The organism is Sphingomonas sp. Y38-1Y (assembly GCF_032391395.1).
Taxonomy (GTDB): domain Bacteria; phylum Pseudomonadota; class Alphaproteobacteria; order Sphingomonadales; family Sphingomonadaceae; genus Sphingomonas.
Genome location: NZ_CP135916.1, coordinates 3,408,595 through 3,426,262 on the forward strand (window position 1 = coordinate 3,408,595; position 17,668 = coordinate 3,426,262).

Here is a 17,668-nt window from a genome sequence, read left to right on the forward strand (position 1 = left end):
TGCCGCCCAACGCCGATGATAACGATAACGTGGGTAGATGAGGGGCGGATAGGATGCAGTGGCGGTTCTGGTTGGCGATCGCCTGTCTCTCGCCGCTCGCGGCGCCGCCGACGATCGCGCAGACCGCCCCCATGTCGAAGCAGCGGCTGTTCGTCCTGACCGACATCGAGAACGAACCCGATGACACGCAATCGCTGATCCGCCTGCTGCTCTATTCGAACGAGATCGAGATCGAGGGCCTGGTCGCGACCACCTCGGTCCACATGAAGCAACGGATCGCGCCAGAGACGATCCGGCGGATCATCGGCGACTATGCAAAGGTTCAGCCGAACCTGTCGAAGCACGCCCCCGGCTATCCGACGGCGGCGGCGTTGGAGCGGCTGGTCGCGACGGGCCAGACGGCCTACGGCATGGGCGGTGTCGGCACCGGCCAGGAGAGCGAGGGCGCCCGGCGCCTGATCGCCGCGCTCGACCGCCCCGATCCGCGGCCCTTGTGGGTCACCGCCTGGGGCGGACCCAACACGCTGGCACAGGCGCTCCACACCCTGCGCACGACGCGGCCCGCGGCGGAAGTGCGGCGGCTGGTCGCCAAGCTGCGCGTCTATACCATCTCCGACCAGGACGATTCCGGGCCGTGGATGCGGCGCGAATTCCCCGGGCTGTTCTACATCGTCAGTCCCGGCGGCTATGGCGCGGCGACCTGGACGGGGATCATGACCGCGATCGAGGGCGCCGACAACGCGACGATCTCGAACCCGTGGCTCGCCGCCAATATCCAACAGGGCCACGGACCGCTCGGCACCGCCTATCCCGACGTCGCTTATGGGATGGAGGGCGATACGCCGTCGTTCCTCGCGCTCATCCCCAACGGCCTCAGCGTGCCCGATCGCCCGGACTGGGGCGGGTGGGGCGGCCGCTATGCGCTGCGCATCCCGCCGCTGGACGAGCTTGATCCCAAGGGGTTCAACGGCGGCGTGCCGATCACCGCAGAGACGCGGCCGATCTGGACCAACGCGGTCGACAAGGTGACACCGCCCGCCCCCCGCCCTTACGGCGCGACGATCAAGCCGGGCGAGCGAAGCTTCGAGGGCTTTCGCGAGACGATCTGGCGCTGGCGCAACGATATCCAGAACGACTTCGCCGCGCGCATGGACTGGACGGTGCGCGCGCCGGGTGAGGCGAATCATCCGCCGCTCGTCCGCCTCGGCCATCCCGACCGGCTATCGGCAAAGGCGGGCGAGCGCGTGACGCTCAGCGCCGCCGGAACCAGCGATCCCGATGGAGACAGCCTCAGCTATCACTGGTTCGCCTATCCCGAGGCGGGCAGCTGCGCCGTGCCGATCAAGCTGTCGGGCGCCGAGAGCCTGTACGAGCGCCACTTCGAGGCGCCCAAGGTCGATCGCGCCTGCGACGCGCATTTCATCCTGCGCGTCACCGACAAGGGATCGCCGCCACTGACCCGCTACGCCCGCGTCATCGTGACGCTGCGCCCCTGATCCTTGGGTCTGTACTCAATCAGCACAGGGATCGTGATCGCCCTTGGAAGACCATCGACAAGGAGCGCAGCGCAGTCAGGTAGCTGCGCTACCTGCAAGCGAGCGACGATGTTCGATGGTCTTCCAAGGGCGACCGCTTCGCGGCGGGCGGCTTTTGGCGCAGGGCGGCGTCGCGCGTCGGTCACGATGCTTCGACATCGCTCCCTCCTTGCTCCTGGCCCTGCGCCAAAACCCGCTCCGTCACGACCCTGTGCTGATTGAGTACAGACCCTAATCCGCGAACAGCAGCACCGGCGTCTCGAGCAGCTTGCGCACCGCCTGGACATAGCTGGCCGCATCCCAGCCATCGACGACGCGGTGGTCGCAGCTGATCGACAGGTTCATCAGCTTGGCACGGCGGATGTCGTCGCCATCGAAGACAGGTCGCTCGACGATCTTGTTCGGGCCGATGATCGCGACTTCCGGCCGATTGATGACCGGCGTGGTCGCGATGCCACCCAGTGGCCCGAGCGAGGTGACCGTGATCGTCGATCCCGACAGCTCTTCCGACTTCGCCTTGCCCGTCCGCGCCGCCTCGGCCAGGCGCCCGATCTCGGTCGCGAGCTGCCAGACATTCTTGTCCTGCGCATCGCGGATCACAGGGACCATCAGGCCGGCGTCGGTCTGCGTCGCCATGCCCATGTGAACGCGGCCGCTCCGCGTCACCACGCCCGCCTCGTCGTCGTAGCGCGCGTTGAGCATGGGAAAGTCGGGCAGCGTCCGACAGATCGCGACGATCAGGAACGGCAGCATGGTGAGCTTGGGCCGCGTGCCCCGATTGGCGTTGAGGTCGCCGCGCATCGCCTCCAGCGCGGTGACGTCAATCTCGTCGACATAGGTGAAGTGCGGGATCGCGCGCTTCGACGCCGCCATGTTCTCGGCGATGCGGCGACGCATGCCGATGACGCGGACGGTCTCGTCCTCCCGCGCGCGGCTCGCGTGCGGCGCATGATAGCCCTGGCCGCCGCTATAGCGGAGATAGGCGTCCAGATCGGCATGGCGGACATGCGCACCGTCATGGCGAACATCGGCCAGATCGATGCCGAGATCCTTCGCGCGCGCGCGAACGGCGGGCGAGGCGAGGACTTTCTCGCCCTTGCCGGGAACGGGTGCGCTTTCCTCCGTTCGTGCTGAGCTTGTCGAAGCACGCGCCTCGGGCGCTGCGCTTTCGGCAGGCTCGCGACGAGCGGCAGGAGCGGTCTCGGCCGGCATCGGTGCAGGCGCGGCAACTTCCTCCACGCCCGGATTCTCCGCCTCGACCTGGTCCTCGTCGACCGGGACTGGCGCATCTGCCTCGCCAGCGCCCTCGGTCTCGATCACCACCAGGGTGGAGCCGATCGGCACCTGGTCGCCGACCTCGCCTGCCAGCTCGACGACGACCCCGGCGACGGGCGATTCCATCTCCACCGTCGCCTTGTCGGTCATCATGTCGGCAAGGCTCTGGTCCTCCTCGACGCGGTCGCCGACCTTGACGTGCCAGGCGACGATCTCGGCCTCGGAAATGCCTTCGCCGATGTCGGGCAGGCGGAACTTGAACAGCGCCATCTTGTCTTCCGTTCGTTTCGAGCAATGTGAACGCGGGTGGAGCGCAGCCGCGTCAGTCCTTCATGATCTTTCTGAGCGCCTGGCCGATCCGCACCGGCCCCGGGAAATACGCCCATTCCAGGCTGTGCGGATACGGCGTGTCGAAGCCCGTCACCCGCTCGACCGGCGCCTCCAGATGGTGGAAGCAGCGCTCGGTCACCAGCGCCGACAGCTCGGCGCCGAAACCGCCCGTCCGCGTCGCCTCATGGATGATCATGCAACGCCCGGTCTTGCGCACCGACGCCTCGATCGCCTCAATGTCGAGCGGCACCAGCGTGCGCAGGTCGAGGATCTCGGCATCGATGCCCATCTCCTCGACCACCGCCTGCGCGACATGCACCATCGTGCCATAGGCGATGATGGTGAGGTCCTGGCCCGCACGCACCGTCGCCGCCTTGCCCAGCTCGATCCGGTAATAGCCCGTCGGCACCTCGCCGCCCGGATGCCCCGACCAGTTCTTGGTCGGGCGATCCCAATGACCGTCAAACGGGCCGTTGTAGATGCGCTTGGGCTCGAAGAAGATGACGGGATCGTTGTCCTCGATCGAGGCGATCAGCAGCCCCTTGGCGTCATAGGGCGTCGCCGGGATCACGGTCTTGAGGCCCGACACGTGGGTGAAGATGCCCTCGGGGCTCTGGCTGTGCGTCTGCCCGCCGAAGATACCGCCGCCGAACGGCGATCGCACGGTAATGGGCGCGGTGAAGTCGCCGCCCGAGCGATAGCGTAGCCGCGCCGCCTCGCTGACCAGCTGGTCGAGCGCGGGATAGATATAGTCGGCAAACTGGATCTCGGGGACGGGGCGCAGACCATATGCGCCCATGCCGATCGCGACGCCGATGATGCCGATCTCGGTAATCGGCGTGTCGAACACGCGCGTCTTGCCGTATTTCTTCTGGAGCCCCGCGGTCGCGCGGAACACGCCGCCGAAATAGCCGACATCCTCGCCCATCACGAGCACGTCGGGATCGCGCGCCATCATCACGTCCATCGCCGAATTGATCGCCTGGATCATGTTCATGCGCTGGGTGTCGGTAGGTGCTTCGTTTTCGGTGTCGGTCATGATGGCACTCATCTGCCCTCGCCCCTGCTTGCAGGGGAGAGGGTTGCGCAGACTTGGCGGCTCTGCCGCCTAGTCGAAGCTGGGTGAGGGGTCGGCGCTTGCCCCGCAAGCGCGCGGCGCGGGGCGCCGCTCCACCCCTCACCAACCTTCGCTAGCCCCGGCTCGCGCCGGGCCAAGCTTCGGTATCCTCTCCCCTGTCCAGGGGAGAGGATGACGGGGATCACTTCCTTGCCCATGGCCGGCCGCTCGCCTCTTCCTCGGCGATCATCTGCGCCTGCTGCTCGCGAAGATGCCAAGGCATCTCCTCGAACACGCCGTCGAACAGCGTGTCGAGCGGCTGGTGGAGGCCATGGCCCAGGATGCCGTTCGCCTCGGCCTCCTTCTGCGCCTTCTTGACCGTTTCGGCGAGCTCCAGGTCCTGCGCCGCGTGCCGCTCCAGATCCCACTCGCCGATCGCGATCAGATGGTCGCGCAGCCGCCGCACGGGATCGCCCAGCGGCCACTCGCTCGCTTCCTCCGCCGACCGGTATTGCGTGGGATCGTCGGAGGTCGAGTGCCCCTCGGCGCGATAGGTGAAATGCTCGATCAGCGTCGGCCCGGCATTGGTGCGCGCGCGCTCCGCCGCCCATTCGGTCGCGGCATAGACGGCCAGCGCATCGTTGCCGTCGACGCGCAGGCCCGCGATGCCATAGCCGACCGCCCGCGCCGCGAACGTCGTCGCCTCAGCCCCCGCAAAGCCCGAAAAGCTCGAGATCGCCCACTGGTTGTTGACGACGTTCATGATGACCGGCGCGCGATAGACCGTCGCGAAGGTCAGCGCCGAATGGAAGTCGCCCTCCGCCGTCGACCCTTCCCCGCACCAGGTCGCGGCGATGCGGCTGTCGCCCTTGGCCGCGCTTGCCATCGCCCAGCCCACCGCCTGCGGATATTGCGTGGTGAGGTTGCCGGAGATCGAGAAGAAGCCGTGATCCTTGGCCGAATACATGATCGGCAACTGCTTGCCCTGAAGCTTGTCGCCGCGGTTCGAGTAGATCTGGTTCATCATCTCGACGAGGGGGTAACCGCGCGTGATGAGGATGCCCTGCTGGCGATAGCTGGGGAAGCACATGTCGTCGCGCTGCATCGCCATCGCGGCGGCGACCGACACCGCCTCCTCGCCCGTCGACTTCATGTAGAAGCTGGTCTTGCCCTGCCGCTGGGCGCGGAACATACGCTCGTCGAACGCGCGCACCAGCGCCATGTTGCGCAGCATCGTGCGCAGCACATCTGGTGAAAGCCGCGGCGCCCAGGGGCCGACCGCCTGCCCCTCGTCATCGAGAACGCGCACCAGCCCGAACGAAAGCTCGTGGAACGAGGCAGCCGGTTCGCCCGGCTCCGGACGGCGGGCGCTGCCCGCGGGGGGCACCTCGACATGGCTGTAGTCGACCGCATCGCCGGGCCGGAAGCGCGGCTCCGGCACGTGCAGCGTCAGCGGCGGGCGATTGGCGGGAACGTCGCCTGGCAAGTCACACTCTCCGATCTACGTGCACGAGAACCCATGTCGGCACCGCCCGATCCTTCGGGTCAGAACGCTATTATAAAATTACAACACGCCCGGCGGCGCTTGTAAATGGGTCAGCATCTCTGCCCTGTAAATTTTGCGACGATTGGCGGATTGACTCCCACACGGGTTGGAACAGAATAGGAACATTCTGGTTCAACCGAGTCGCCATGTCCGCCAGCCTAGCCGAATTGCGCCAAGCGCTGAACGCCATCGAGGGCGCCGGTTTCCGCCGGCGTCCCGCGCTGCCGTTCGGCATCGGTACGATCGACGAGCGGCTGGCGGGGGGTGGCCTGCGACTCGATGCGTTGCACGAGGTGGCGGGCGACACGCCCGATCTGGCCGACGATGCCGCCGCGACCCTGTTCCTGACGGGGATCGCCGCACGCGCCTGGGGCACTGTGCTGTGGATCGTGCGCCGCCGCGACCTGTTCGCCCCCGGCCTCGCGCAAGCGGGCCTCGCGCCCGAGCGCGTCCTCTATGCCGAGGCGGCCGACGATGCCGAGGTGCTGGCGCTGATGGAGGAGGGGCTGCGCCACCGCGGTCTAGGCGCGGTCATCGGCGAGGTGAAGCGCGTCGGCCTGCCCGCGACGCGGCGGCTGCAACTGGCGGCAGAGGGCGGGCGCACGATCGCGCTGATGCTCAAGCGGCATGGCCGCGCCGACGTCGATCCGCTGGGCGCCCCCTCCGCCGCGGTCACGCGCTGGCGGATCGGCTGCGCGCCCTCGGCGCCGCTCGGCGTGGCGGGGGTGGGCCGCGCGCGCTGGAACGCGGTGCTGGTGCGCCAGCGCGGTGGTGAGACGGGATCCTGGATGCTGGAGGCTTGCGATGCGACGGGTCGCTGCGCTCTGCCTGCCCGACTGGTCGATCGACCGGCTGCGGCGGGCGGGCGCGATTCCCGCGCCGCCGCCTGAGCGCGGCGCCGCGGACACCAGCGCGCTGGCGGCCAAGGTCGCCGACGAGCGTGCGAATGAATGCTCGGTGCCGAAGACACCGGGCTGGCGCCCCGGCGCGCGCTGGGCACGCCGCGATGTCGAGGTGGTGGATGCGGAGATCGCGGCGCTGCCGCTCCACCAGCGCCCGCCGATGCGCGAGCTCGGCCGTCGCAGCGAAGCCGCCGACCACCCCTTCCGCGCGCTCCGACCCGACGAAGCGCGCGGCGCGGTGCCGTTCTCGCTGAAGGACGCCCAGTCCACTCCATCCGTTCGTGCTGAGCTTGCCGAAGCACGTGCCAAACAAGCCCGGCCTGGCGAACCGAACGCCACCCCCGCCCCAGTTCGTGCTGAGCCTGTCGAAGCACGTGCCCAACCAACCAAAGCCGACGAACCGCACGCACCTCCCGTCGTCACCAGCCTGCGCGTGGGCAGCCGCGTGGTCGTCCAGGCCGCCTGCCCACTCGCCCGGTCGCGCGGACTGAAGCGCAGCATGGCGCTCACCGCCGCGCGCGCGATGGTGCCGGGGCTGATCGTCCACCCTGCCGACCCCGCTGCCGATGCCGAGGGCCTACGCCGCCTCGCCGTCGCGCTCGCGCGCAAGTGGAGCCCCGGCGTCGCGCTGGCGGGCGAGGATCTGATCTTCCTCGACCTGACCGGCGTCGCCCACCTGTTCGGCGGCGAAGCGGCGATGGCCGCACGCATCGTCGCGGTGCTCGCCCGCGCAGGGCACGCCGCGCGCATCGCCGTCGCCGGATCGCCCGGCGCCGCCGCCGCGCTCGTCCGCCATGCGACCGCCGGTAGCGCCCCCGGCTTCGCCGCCCCGCGTCCGCGCCATGCCGGCATCCGCCAAGCCGCCGACATGCGCATCCGCCACCCGCGCGACGACGGCAATCCCTATGCCCCCCGGCTTCACGCGCCGGATCGGCCCGGCTCCGCCACGCAAGCCACAGCGGTCCTCGTCTGCCCGCCCGGCGCCGAGTCCGACTGGCTCGCCCCCCTCCCCGTCGCCGCGCTCCGCCTGGACGAGGCCGATGTCGAACTGCTCCGCCGCTTCGGCATCGAGCGGATCGGCCAGCTCGCCGCGCTGCCCCGCGGCCCCCTCGCGCGCCGCTTCGCCCGCTCGCTGGAACGGCTCGACCAGGCATACGGCCGCCTGCCGGAGCCGCTCGACCCCGTCATCCCCCGCCCCGCCATCGCCTGTCGCCAGGGCTTCCTCGAACCGATCGCCACGGCCGAGGGGATCGCGCACTGGCTGGGCGTGCTCGTCCCCCGCCTCGTCGCCGAGCTGACCGCCGCCGGCCTCGGCGCGCGCGCGATTGAGCTCGTCGCCGAGCGCGTCGACCATGTGCCACAGCGCCTGCGTATCGGCCTCGCCCGCGCCAGTCGCGATCCCGTCCACATCCTCCGCCTGATCGCGCGCCGGATCGAGGAGATCGAGCCCGGCTATGGCATCGACGCGATGACGCTCCACGTCCGCCGCGCCGAACCGCTCGCCCCGGCCCCCTTCGACGAGCGGCTGGATGCGGAGGCGGCGCCCGACCTTGCCCCCCTGGTCGATGCGATCGCCAATCGCATCGGCACTGCCCGCCTGTGGCGCACGCGCGCGGTCGAAAGCGACGCGCCCGAACGCTCCTGGCCGCTCTTTGCCTCGCCGTTCGCCTCGATGCTGGTCCTGCCTACGCTTGGCTGCCGACGCGATGTCCGGCGCCCCGGCGAGATACCGGCATCCCCGCCTGCAAATCCCGCTTAAGCCGCGCCCCTGCCTGCCTCAGGCAATCCGAAAGCGGTTTCGACCCACGTTTCAGGTCGCTGAACTGCCCGATTGCGCCTATTCAAGGCTTCATACCTGGCGCGGCGTCAGCCACAGCGTCGTCCGCGCCGACGGGCCCGAGCGCATCCACGGCGAATGGTGGCGCCGCATGGGCGAAGCGCACGCCGTCCGCGACTATTTCCGCGTCGAGGACGAAGGCGGCCGCCGCTACTGGCTCTACCGCCGCGGCGACGGCACGCGCACGGTGACCGGCGACCTCAGCTGGTGGCTGCACGGGCTGTTCGGGTGATGGCGCGAGAGCTCAGCCACGACTTTCATATTCTCGGCGAAGGCCAGTCCAAAGGAGGCGCCGAGCGTAATGGCACGCAGCGCTTAACCGAGAAGCCTTCCCAGCTGGACCCCGGCCTCCGCCGGGGTACGAGGCTGAGGAAACTCGAAATTACGAATGTACTCCCGCGCAGGCGGGAGCCTGGTGTACAAGTGCACGCTGCACCCGCGTTCGCCACCCCACATGCCCCCGCCGACTCTATGCCGAGCTCCAGGTCACGACGCATTTCTCGTTCCTGCGCGGGGCTTCGTCAGCCGAGGAGCTGTTCGCGACCGCCAGCGAGATGGGGCATGGCGTGCTCGGCATCACCGACCGCAACTCGGTCGCCGGCATCGTCCGCGCGATGGACGCGGCCGAGAAGGTATCGGCACAAGCGCGGCCGGTCCGCATGGTCGCCGGCTGCCGCCTCGACCTTGTCGACGGCCGCTCGCTGCTCGTCTGGCCGCAGGATCGCGCCGGCTGGAGCTACCTCACCCGGCTCCTCACCCTCGGCAAGGGACGCGCCGATCGCCGCCGCGGCGAAAAGGGGCAGTGCTTCCTCCATTGGGAGGACATCGCCGCGCATGCCGGCGGCCTCGTCGCCGCGCTCGTCCCGCGCGCTGCCGAGTTCGCCGACGAGACGGGGATGCGCTGGGTCGCCGACCTGTTCGGGCGCGATGGCCATGTCGCGCTCACCTGGCACCGCCGCCCCGACGATGTCCGCCGGCTGGACGCGCTGGCGAGCGCCGCCGCCGCACACGGCCTCGCCCCGCTTGCGACCGGCGACGTGCGTTATCACCACCCCGACCGGCGGCTGCTCCACGACGTCGTCACCGCGATCCGCGAAAAGACGACGATCGACGCGCTCGGCGCTCGCCGCACCCGCATCGGCGACGGCCACCTCATGCCCCCTGAGGAGATGGCGCGCCGCTTCGCGCACCTGCCCCAGGCGCTCGCCGCCGGCCACACCATCGCCGAACGCTGCACCTTTTCCCCGCGCGAGCTCAGCTACCAATATCCCGACGAGGTCGTGATGTCGGGCAAGAGCCCGCAGGAGGCGCTGTCGCTGATGGCGCGCCGCGCGCTGGACGACCGCTTCGACGGCACCCCGCCCGAGGCCTATACCAGTCTGCTCGAGCACGAGCTCCGCCTGGTCGAGCGCATGGGCTATGCCCGCTATTTCCTCACCGTCCACTCGATTGTCCAGTTCGCGCGCAGCCAGGACATCCTCTGTCAGGGCCGCGGTTCCGCCGCCAATTCGGTAATCTGCTTCGTCCTCGGCATTACCTCGATCGATCCGGTCAAACACAAGCTCCTGTTCGAGCGCTTCATCTCGGAGAACCGCGGCGAGCCGCCCGACATCGACGTCGATTTCGAGCATGAGCGGCGCGAGGAAGTGATCCAGTGGATCTACGAAACCTATGGCCACGACCATGCCGCGCTCACCGCCGTCGTCAGCCGCTTCCGCGCGCGCGGTGCGGTGCGGGAGGTGGGCAAGGCGCTCGGCCTGCCCGAGGATCTGACCGGCGCGCTGGCGGGTCAGGTCTGGGGCTGGTCGGCCGAGGGCGTGGGGGAGCAGCATGCAGAGGCGCTCAACCTCGACGCCGCCGACCCGCGCATCGCCATGACGCTGTCGCTTGCGCGCGAGCTGATCGGCACGCCCCGGCATTTGTCGCAGCATCCCGGCGGCTTCGTCCTCACCCGCGACCGGCTCGACGACCTCGTGCCCATCGAACCCGCGGCGATGGTCGACCGCCGCGCCGTCGAATGGGAAAAGGAGGATATCGAGGCGCTCGGCTTCATGAAGGTCGACATTCTCGGCCTCGGCATGCTCGGCTGCATGCGCCGCGCCTTCGACCTCCTCGCCGACCACAAGGACACGCACCTCACGCTCGCCTCGCCCGATCTCCAGGACGAGGACGGGCCGACCTTCGAGATGATCCGCCGCGCCGACACATTGGGCGTGTTCCAGATCGAGAGCCGCGCGCAGATGGCGATGCTGCCGCGGATGAAGCCCACCAACTTCTACGACATCGCGATCCAGGTGGCGATCGTCCGCCCCGGCCCGATCCAGGGCGACATGGTCCACCCCTACCTCAAGCGCCGCGAGTTGAAGCGCCGCGACCCCCACGCCGACATCGAATACCCCAGCCCGGCGCTCCGCGAGGTCCTCGAAAAGACGCTCGGCGTCCCCCTCTTCCAGGAACAGGCGATGCAGGTCGCGATCAAGGGCGCGGGCTTTACCCCGGACGAGGCCGATCGCCTCCGCCGCGCAATGGCGACCTTCAAATTCACCGGCGGCGTCGGCGAGTTTCGTGACAAGCTCATCGCCGGCATGCAGGCCAACGGCATCGCGCTCGACTTCGCCGACCGGCTGGTCAAGCAGATCGAGGGGTTCGGCAGCTATGGCTTCCCCGAAAGCCACGCCGCCTCCTTTGCCAAGATCGCCTACGCCTCGTCTTGGATGAAGTGCCATCATCCCGACATCTTCTGCGCCGCGCTGATGAACGCGCAGCCGATGGGCTTCTACGCCCCCGCTCAGATCGTTCGCGACGCGCGCGAGCATGGGGTCGAAGTGCGCCCCGTCTGCATCAACGACAGCCGCTGGGACACGCGAATGGTGGGGCACGGTCAGGGCCAGCTGCCGCTCCGCCTGGGCCTGCGCGTCGTCGCCGGCCTCTCCAACGATCACGGCGCGCGGATCGTCGCGGCCCGCGGCGATCGCCCCTTCGTCTCGATCGAGGATGCCTGGCGCCGCTCCGGCGTTCCGCTCGCCGCGCTCGAGCGGATCGCACGCGCCGACGGCTTCCATGCGCTCGGCCTCGACCGGCGACAGGCGCTCTGGACGATCAAGGGCCTCGGCGCCGAGCCGCTCCCCCTCTTCGCCGCCGCCGACGCTCGCGCCGACCAGCCCCAGCCCGAGCTAGAGGAGGTCGCCGTCGCGCTCGACCCGCTGACCGCGGGGCGGGAGGTGGTGGAGGATTACCGCTCGACCCAGCTGTCGCTGCGCGCGCATCCGCTGTCGTTCCTCCGCGACGAGCTCACCCGCGCGCGCGTCACCCGCTGCGGCGACCTCAAGCAGCTGAAGGACGGCACGCATCTCGACCTCGCCGGCATCGTGCTCGTCCGGCAAAAGCCCGGCAGCGCCAAGGGCGTCCTCTTCATCACGATCGAGGACGAGACCGGCATCGGCAACATCATCCTCTGGCCCGACCGGTTCGAGGCCAATCGCCGCACCGTCATGTCGTCGGCGATGCTCGGCGTGCGCGGACGCATGCAGCGCGAGGGCGAAGTGATCCACGTCATCGCCGACACGCTCACCGACCTCACCCCGATGCTCCACACGATCGGAGAGATCGACATGCCGCGGCTTGCCCGGCCCGTCGGCGGCGGCTCGCCCGATCGCGGGGATCCCGAATGGCGTCCCAAGGGGCGCAGCCTCTACCACCCCGCCTTCCGTACCGGCTGCGATCCGGAAGACGCGATCCGCCAGAAGACCCGCGACTTTCACTAAAGCCTTCAGCCGGGCGACGCCGCCGATCCCGCCAGCAACCCGCCGTCGATATTGAACTCGGCCCCGGTGATGTACGCCGCCTCGTCCGACGCCAGCATCGCCGCGACCGCCGCCACTTCCTCGACCGTACCGAACCGCTTGAGCGGCGTGTCGGCGACCAGTGCCCCCATCCGCGCCTCACGATCCTCTCCGCTGCCGATCATCGCCTCCCACATCGGCGTCAGGATCGCGGCCGGATGGATCGAGTTGCAGCGGATCGCCCACCCCTGCTGCGCGCAGTAGAGCGCGACCGACTTGCTGTGGTTGCGCACCGCCGCCTTGGACGAGGCATAGGCGGCCGCCAGCGGGATCCCGACCAGGCCCGACCGCGACGAGATGTTGATGATCGATCCCGCCCCGCCCGCCTTCATCGCACCGATCGCATAGCGACAGCCAAGGAACGTGCCGTCCAGATTGACGCGGTGCACCGCCCGCCAGTCGGCCAGCGTCGCCCGCTCGGGATCATGCGCGACCGCCCCCGCCTCGAAGCCGGTGATGCCGGCATTGTTCACCACCACGTCGACCTGCGGCACGATCATGGCCAGCCGGTGCCAATCGCCTTCTTCCGCGACATCGAGCCGTTCGAAACGGCAACCCAGCGTCGCTGCCGCGACACGCCCGGCCGCCTCGTCGATGTCGGTCAGGACGACATCGGCGCCCTCGTCACGGAACCGCTCGGCGATGCCGCGACCGATCCCGCGGCCGCCCCGGTGACGACGCACGTCTTTCCCGCCAGCCGCTGCATGAACCTGCTCCAATCACGAAAAAGGGGAGGCCGGTTGCCCGGCCTCCCCCAATTTCCAGTCCCATCGGGACCGGCGCGATTACATGCCCGCGCCGGGACCGTAGGTGACTTCCACGCGGCGGTTCTGCAGCTCGCGCACACCGTCGGCGGTGTCGACGCGCGGGCGGCTCTCACCGAACGCTTCGGTCGAGATGTTGCCATCGGGGATGCCGCGACCCGACATGTACGAACGGACCGAGTCCGCACGACGCTGCGAGAGGCCGACGTTGTACGAAGCCGAACCCGACTTGTCGGCGTGGCCGGCCAGCATGACCTGCGCGTTGCCGCAATTCTGGTACGCCGAGATGGCGTTGTCGAGAATGCTCGCAGCCTCAGGCGTGATGTCCGAGCGATCCCACTCGAAGAACACGATGTACGGCCCCGGGGTGCAGACGACCCCTGCCATGGCGGCGGAGGCGGCGGCGGCTGGGAGGCGGCGGGGGCGGCGGCGGCGGCGGCGGCGGCGGGTCGGCTCGCCGAAGTTGAAGATCAGACCACCGAGGATGCCGTGCGAGCGTGGAAGCGCGAGTCCAGCGTCACGCCGTTGTTCGCCACCGTGGTGACGTCGTCGGCGTTGAAGAAGCGGTACTTGACCGAGACGTCGACGTTCTCGCTGAGCGGCGCGCGGACACCCGCAATCGCCTGCCACGCGAACACGGTGTCGCTGTCGTCCAGCAGCGCAGCCGCCGGCGCGATGCCGTAGTTCTCGTACTTGACGCGAGCCACACCGGCACCGCCGCCGACGAAGCCCTGCAGGCCGTCGTCAGCACCGAAGTCGATAAGGCCGTTCAGCATGAAGCTGAGCGCCGAGGCGCGGCCATAGGCGCGGTCGTCGCCATAGATGCCGGCCGGGATGCCGCCGAGCGCGACCGAGGTCTGGTGCTCTTCGGCGTTGGCGCGACGATAGCCGACTTCGGCCTCGAGGCGGAACGCACCGAAGTCATAGCCGACGATGCCGTCGACGTCCCAACCATAGTTGGAATCGGTGCTGAGAACCTGGGTATTGGTGTCAGCGAGCGTGAAGTCGATATCCTCGACAATCATCGCGCCGCCCTCGATGCCCACATACCACGCGCCGTCGCGGGCAAGGGCGGGCGTGCTGAGTGCCGTGGTCGCAAGCGCCACAGCTACGGCAAGCTTCCGCATCTGGATATTCCCCTTTCTAGGTTGTCACTACGGACAGCGCAAACTCACTACATTTGGCTTGGTTTCCACGCAAGCGAAACAAATCCGCGACTGTTGCAGGAACGCAACATCACGCCGGGGCGACCAGGCCGTGGGTCCGGAGCGCCGCCAGGATCGCCGCGAGCGTGGCCCTCGCCTCCGCATCGACGGTGCCCCCGCCCGCCGGGTCGGCGATCGCGGGCTGTTGCGCGCCAACCACTTGCGTCCCGTCGACCGACAGCGAGCGCGCGTGCGCCGCGCCGATCCGCCATGCCCCGCCCTGCCACGCGGCGGTGCATCCCGCTGCCGCCAGCCACACCGAAAGCCCCTCGCGCGGAACCACGAAGCGCCATCCGCTTTCGGTCCATCCGGCCAGCGCATCCGCCTGCCCGGTCCAGGCGCCGACCGGCGTCGCCCCCACGATCCAGCACTGACCGGGCTCGGGCGCCGATGGCGGCACCTCGGCCACCGCCTCGGCCGCGGCGCCCGCGATCAGGTCGAGCAGCACCAATGCCTCGTTGTGCGTCATCTCCTTTTGCGCCTGCCCCGCCTGCAATAGCGGCAGCGCGTGGCGATCAGTCCGTTCCTCGGCCATGGCCTACTCCTCAGATGATGATGGTGGCGGGCGCGGAGGCGCCATGGGTGCCGATCTGCACCAGTTCCGCGGCAATCGTGCCCGCGGGCAGCGACAGCGCCGCCACATCGGTCTCGGCGACCCCCGGAACTAGCGCGCCGCCGTCGATGCGGATGCGATAGCGCTCGCGCTCCTCGACGAGCGCCGCATCGACCGCGTCCTCCCATCGCCAGCCCGCCCGGCTCCGCCGCACCCAGGTCAGCCGGTGCCCGCCGCCCTCGACCGGTGCCGCGCGCAGGTGGACGGGTGACGGCGGCACCACCGACGCGCCGGTGATCGCCGCCTCGCTCACGACCAGCGGCCCAGTATCGCCGACGCTCGACGGCGCGAGCTTCAGCACCGCGCCGATCGCGCCCGCCGTACCGGCAGCACTGTCACGCTGTCGGCCGCAGCAGCGCGAACGGTTCCCGCCAGATGCGCCTTGATCGCCGCCTCCGTCCCCTGCCGCCTGCGCCATAGCCGCGTCAGCGCCGCCAGCGCCGCGATGCCGATTTGCTCGGCCCCACCGAACTGGATCAGTTCCCGCCCGACAGCGCCAGATTGTCGCCTGCATCGACCTGCGCCGTCGCAGCGCTCCCGCCAGCGTCATGTCGGCATGCGCCAGATCGACAACGATCGCCGACCGCCGATCCTCGATCGACGCCAGTCCCACGCTCGGCGGCACCGCCACCTCGCCCACCACGCCCGGCGCCCGCAACTGCGCCGCCGCCTGCCAGCTCACCCCGCCATCCTCGCTCAGCATCAGCGTCGCGCCGCGCCAGCCCGGTTCCGTCCCGCCCGCGACGATTGTCAGCTGCGGCCGCGTCGGCAGCTCGCCCGACAGGGGCGGCAGTTCCGCCGCGACCAGCACCGTCCGCCCGCGCGGCAGATCGGGGGGCCGCGCCACCGTTCCCGGATCGGCCGCCGCACTCGCCGTCGCCAGCGCGATCGGCGCGAGTTCCAGCTCGACCGCCATCGCCTCCAGGCTCCAGCCGGTCACCCGCCACAAGGTCGCGTCGCCCTCGACCCGCACCCGCGCACCCGGCGCGATGGCAAGGCCTTCCCACCCGCACGCCACGCGCCGCCGCAGCCGATCGGCGTCCGCCCGCGCCAGGATCGCCGCCGCCACCTGCTTGGCGGTGTGCGCGGGCAGCACCGCGGGCAGCTCCTCGTGCCGCTCGCGCCATCCCGCCCCCGGTCGGCCCGCGCGCTGGAGCCCCGCCTGATAATCGCGCGCCGCATCGTAATGCCCGACCGTCACGGACTTGGGCGCCTGGTCCGCCGGCGCCACCGCGCGCACGCCCCGCGCGCCGCCCAGCCCCTGATCCTCGACCACAATCGCCGACCCGCTCCCGCCGCGCATCCCACGCCGCCGCCCTCGGCCGCGAACCAGCCGCCGCTCGCCGCCGCCAGCGTCTCCAGCACCGCCGCCCGCGACCCGCCATAGGCGGAGAACCCGCCCAGCGGCGGCCCCAGCGGCCCCTCGCCCGAAACCCGGCCTTCGCCCATCGCCGCGGCGATGTCGGCCGGATCGACCCAGCCTTCGTCCGCCACCACCTCGAACGTCAGTGACGGAATGCGGTTGGCGAAGTCGGCCAGCTGCAACCCCTCGAACACGGCATAGGCCTGTCCGCGCATCGCCGTTGCCCGCCCCGGCCCCACCGCGCTCGCGATCAGCGGATCGGGCGCTTGGGTCTCGCTGCCCAGGTACAGCCGGAACCCCGTTGCCGCCTTGAAGTCGCCGCCCGCGCCGCGCAGCAGCTTGCCGTCCGCCCAGATCCGCCGCACCTCGCGGATCGGCCGCGCCGACAACAGCACCGCCAGCGACGCCGAATAGGTATAGCGCACCGTGTCGGGCGCGCCCTTCCCGCCATCGTCGGTGCTGCGCGTCTCAATGAGGTCGGTCGCCCAGATCACCGTCCCCGCAACGCGCATCGTCCCGAACAGATGCGGGATCTCGCTGCCATAGGAGGAGGTCTGGACGGCGAGCTCGGTCAGCCCCGGATGCGCCGCCAGCGCCTCGGCGATCGCGGCGTGCAATCGCGCCGCGCTCATGCCCGCACCCCCGCCAGCCGCAGCCGCCGCCACGGCCGCCACAACGCCGCTACCGCCGCCGGCGGCGCCGCATCGCCGCCCCGCGCCTCGAAGCGATGCGCCGCCAGCCGCACGATCCCGCCCGCGATCGCCCCCGGCAGCCCCGCCCAGTCGCTCGCCAGCCCGGCATTCAGCCGCACCACCACGACCCGCGACGCCCCGCTCACCCGCACCCAGCCATCGCCGTCGCCGTCGATATCAACGCCGTAAGTCCCCGCCGCCAGCGCCCCGCCTGCCTCGTCGACCCTCGCGACCACGGCCCGATCCCCGACGCATCGATCGCGCCGACGACCGACAGGATCAGCGCCTCCACGTCCGGTCAGGCCGCCCTGCGCATCAGCGCAGCTCGACCGTCGTCTTGCCCACCGTGATCCGCTCGATCCGCATCTCCGGCGTCCCGTCGCGCCGCCCATAGCCGGTCAGCGTCACCCGCTGCCCCTTGTTGATCGACTCGGCGTTCAGCCCGCGCGCGGTCATCCGGCTGGTCGGCGCGAGCACCACGTCCCAGTCCTTCTTCTGATAGGTCATGCGGGCGGTGCCGTGCGGATTGCCCCACACCACCGACTTGAGCGGCCCGGTCACGGTGATCGGCCTGGTCTCGTCATACGAGCTCCAGCCATGGTGCGCGACGGCGGCGACGGGGATCGCGGCCAGCGCCGCGGCGACGACGAACGGACGGAACATGGGTTCTCTCCTCGGTCTGGTCTGCGGCGCACTCTATACGCTTT

At 70.0% G+C, this 17,668-nt stretch carries 13 protein-coding genes and 2 pseudogenes; 5 read left to right on the forward strand and 10 right to left on the reverse strand.

Features of this window, described 5'->3' with window-relative positions:
• Window positions 1-53: 53 nt before the first annotated feature.
• Window positions 54-1,496 carry a DUF1593 domain-containing protein gene (locus RS883_RS16180; protein WP_315761213.1) on the forward strand — a complete coding sequence of 481 codons (1,443 nt, stop codon included), beginning with the start codon at window positions 54-56 and terminating at the stop codon, window positions 1,494-1,496.
• Between the two features lie 270 nt (window positions 1,497-1,766).
• On the opposite strand, the gene RS883_RS16185 is transcribed toward RS883_RS16180, so the two are convergent.
• From RS883_RS16185 to RS883_RS16195, 3 genes are all read right to left on the reverse strand, one after another.
• Window positions 1,767-3,080, reverse strand: coding sequence for a dihydrolipoamide acetyltransferase family protein (locus tag RS883_RS16185; RefSeq protein ID WP_315761214.1), 1,314 nt, complete (start codon window positions 3,078-3,080; stop codon window positions 1,767-1,769).
• Between the two features lie 52 nt (window positions 3,081-3,132).
• Window positions 3,133-4,137 (reverse strand): alpha-ketoacid dehydrogenase subunit beta, encoded by a 1,005-nt coding sequence (locus tag RS883_RS16190; RefSeq protein ID WP_315765177.1) that lies wholly within the window; start codon window positions 4,135-4,137, stop codon window positions 3,133-3,135.
• Window positions 4,138-4,399: 262 nt separating this feature from the next.
• Window positions 4,400-5,683, reverse strand: a complete 1,284-nt coding sequence (locus tag RS883_RS16195; protein WP_315761215.1) for a 3-methyl-2-oxobutanoate dehydrogenase (2-methylpropanoyl-transferring) subunit alpha — start codon at window positions 5,681-5,683, stop codon at window positions 4,400-4,402.
• Between the two features lie 206 nt (window positions 5,684-5,889).
• Between RS883_RS16195 and RS883_RS16200 the strand changes: the two genes are divergently transcribed.
• The 4 genes from RS883_RS16200 (at window position 5,890) to RS883_RS16215 (ending at window position 12,246) form a co-directional block, all read left to right on the forward strand.
• Entirely contained in the window at window positions 5,890-6,633 is a 744-nt protein-coding gene (locus RS883_RS16200) for a protein ImuA (RefSeq protein ID WP_315761216.1), read from the forward strand.
• Window positions 6,548-8,404: a DNA polymerase Y family protein gene (locus tag RS883_RS16205; protein WP_315761217.1), complete on the forward strand. Its 1,857-nt coding sequence runs from the start codon at window positions 6,548-6,550 to the stop codon at window positions 8,402-8,404. Before RS883_RS16200 ends, RS883_RS16205 begins: the two co-directional genes overlap by 86 nt.
• Before the next feature lie 169 nt (window positions 8,405-8,573).
• Window positions 8,574-8,714, forward strand: a complete 141-nt coding sequence (locus tag RS883_RS16210) for a hypothetical protein (RefSeq protein ID WP_409977361.1) — start codon at window positions 8,574-8,576, stop codon at window positions 8,712-8,714.
• Between the two features lie 274 nt (window positions 8,715-8,988).
• Window positions 8,989-12,246, forward strand: coding sequence for an error-prone DNA polymerase (locus tag RS883_RS16215; RefSeq protein WP_315765179.1), 3,258 nt, complete (start codon window positions 8,989-8,991; stop codon window positions 12,244-12,246).
• A 5-nt stretch (window positions 12,247-12,251) separates the two neighbouring features.
• Here the strand turns inward: RS883_RS16215 and RS883_RS16220 are convergent.
• The 7 genes and pseudogenes from RS883_RS16220 to RS883_RS16250 form a co-directional block, all read right to left on the reverse strand.
• Window positions 12,252-13,030: pseudogene (locus tag RS883_RS16220) on the reverse strand (SDR family oxidoreductase).
• A 79-nt stretch (window positions 13,031-13,109) separates the two neighbouring features.
• Window positions 13,110-14,215, reverse strand: a pseudogene (locus RS883_RS16225) (OmpA family protein).
• 109 nt (window positions 14,216-14,324) lie between these two features.
• On the reverse strand, window positions 14,325-14,828 hold the full coding sequence (locus tag RS883_RS16230) for a DUF2793 domain-containing protein (protein WP_315761218.1): 504 nt from the start codon (window positions 14,826-14,828) through the stop codon (window positions 14,325-14,327).
• A gap of 10 nt (window positions 14,829-14,838) precedes the next feature.
• Complete coding sequence (locus RS883_RS16235; RefSeq protein ID WP_315761219.1) at window positions 14,839-16,209, reverse strand: phage tail protein; 1,371 nt, start codon at window positions 16,207-16,209, stop codon at window positions 14,839-14,841.
• The gene (locus RS883_RS16240) at window positions 16,104-16,901 is read right to left on the reverse strand and encodes a hypothetical protein (RefSeq protein WP_315761220.1); all 798 of its coding nucleotides are present in this window, start codon (window positions 16,899-16,901) and stop codon (window positions 16,104-16,106) included. Before RS883_RS16240 ends, RS883_RS16235 begins: the two co-directional genes overlap by 106 nt.
• Window positions 16,898-17,197, reverse strand: a complete 300-nt coding sequence (locus RS883_RS16245; protein WP_315761221.1) for a hypothetical protein — start codon at window positions 17,195-17,197, stop codon at window positions 16,898-16,900. The genes RS883_RS16240 and RS883_RS16245 overlap by 4 nt, the downstream gene beginning before the upstream one ends.
• A 79-nt stretch (window positions 17,198-17,276) precedes the next feature.
• Complete coding sequence (locus tag RS883_RS16250; protein WP_315761222.1) at window positions 17,277-17,624, reverse strand: DUF6152 family protein; 348 nt, start codon at window positions 17,622-17,624, stop codon at window positions 17,277-17,279.
• Window positions 17,625-17,668: the final 44 nt, after the last annotated feature.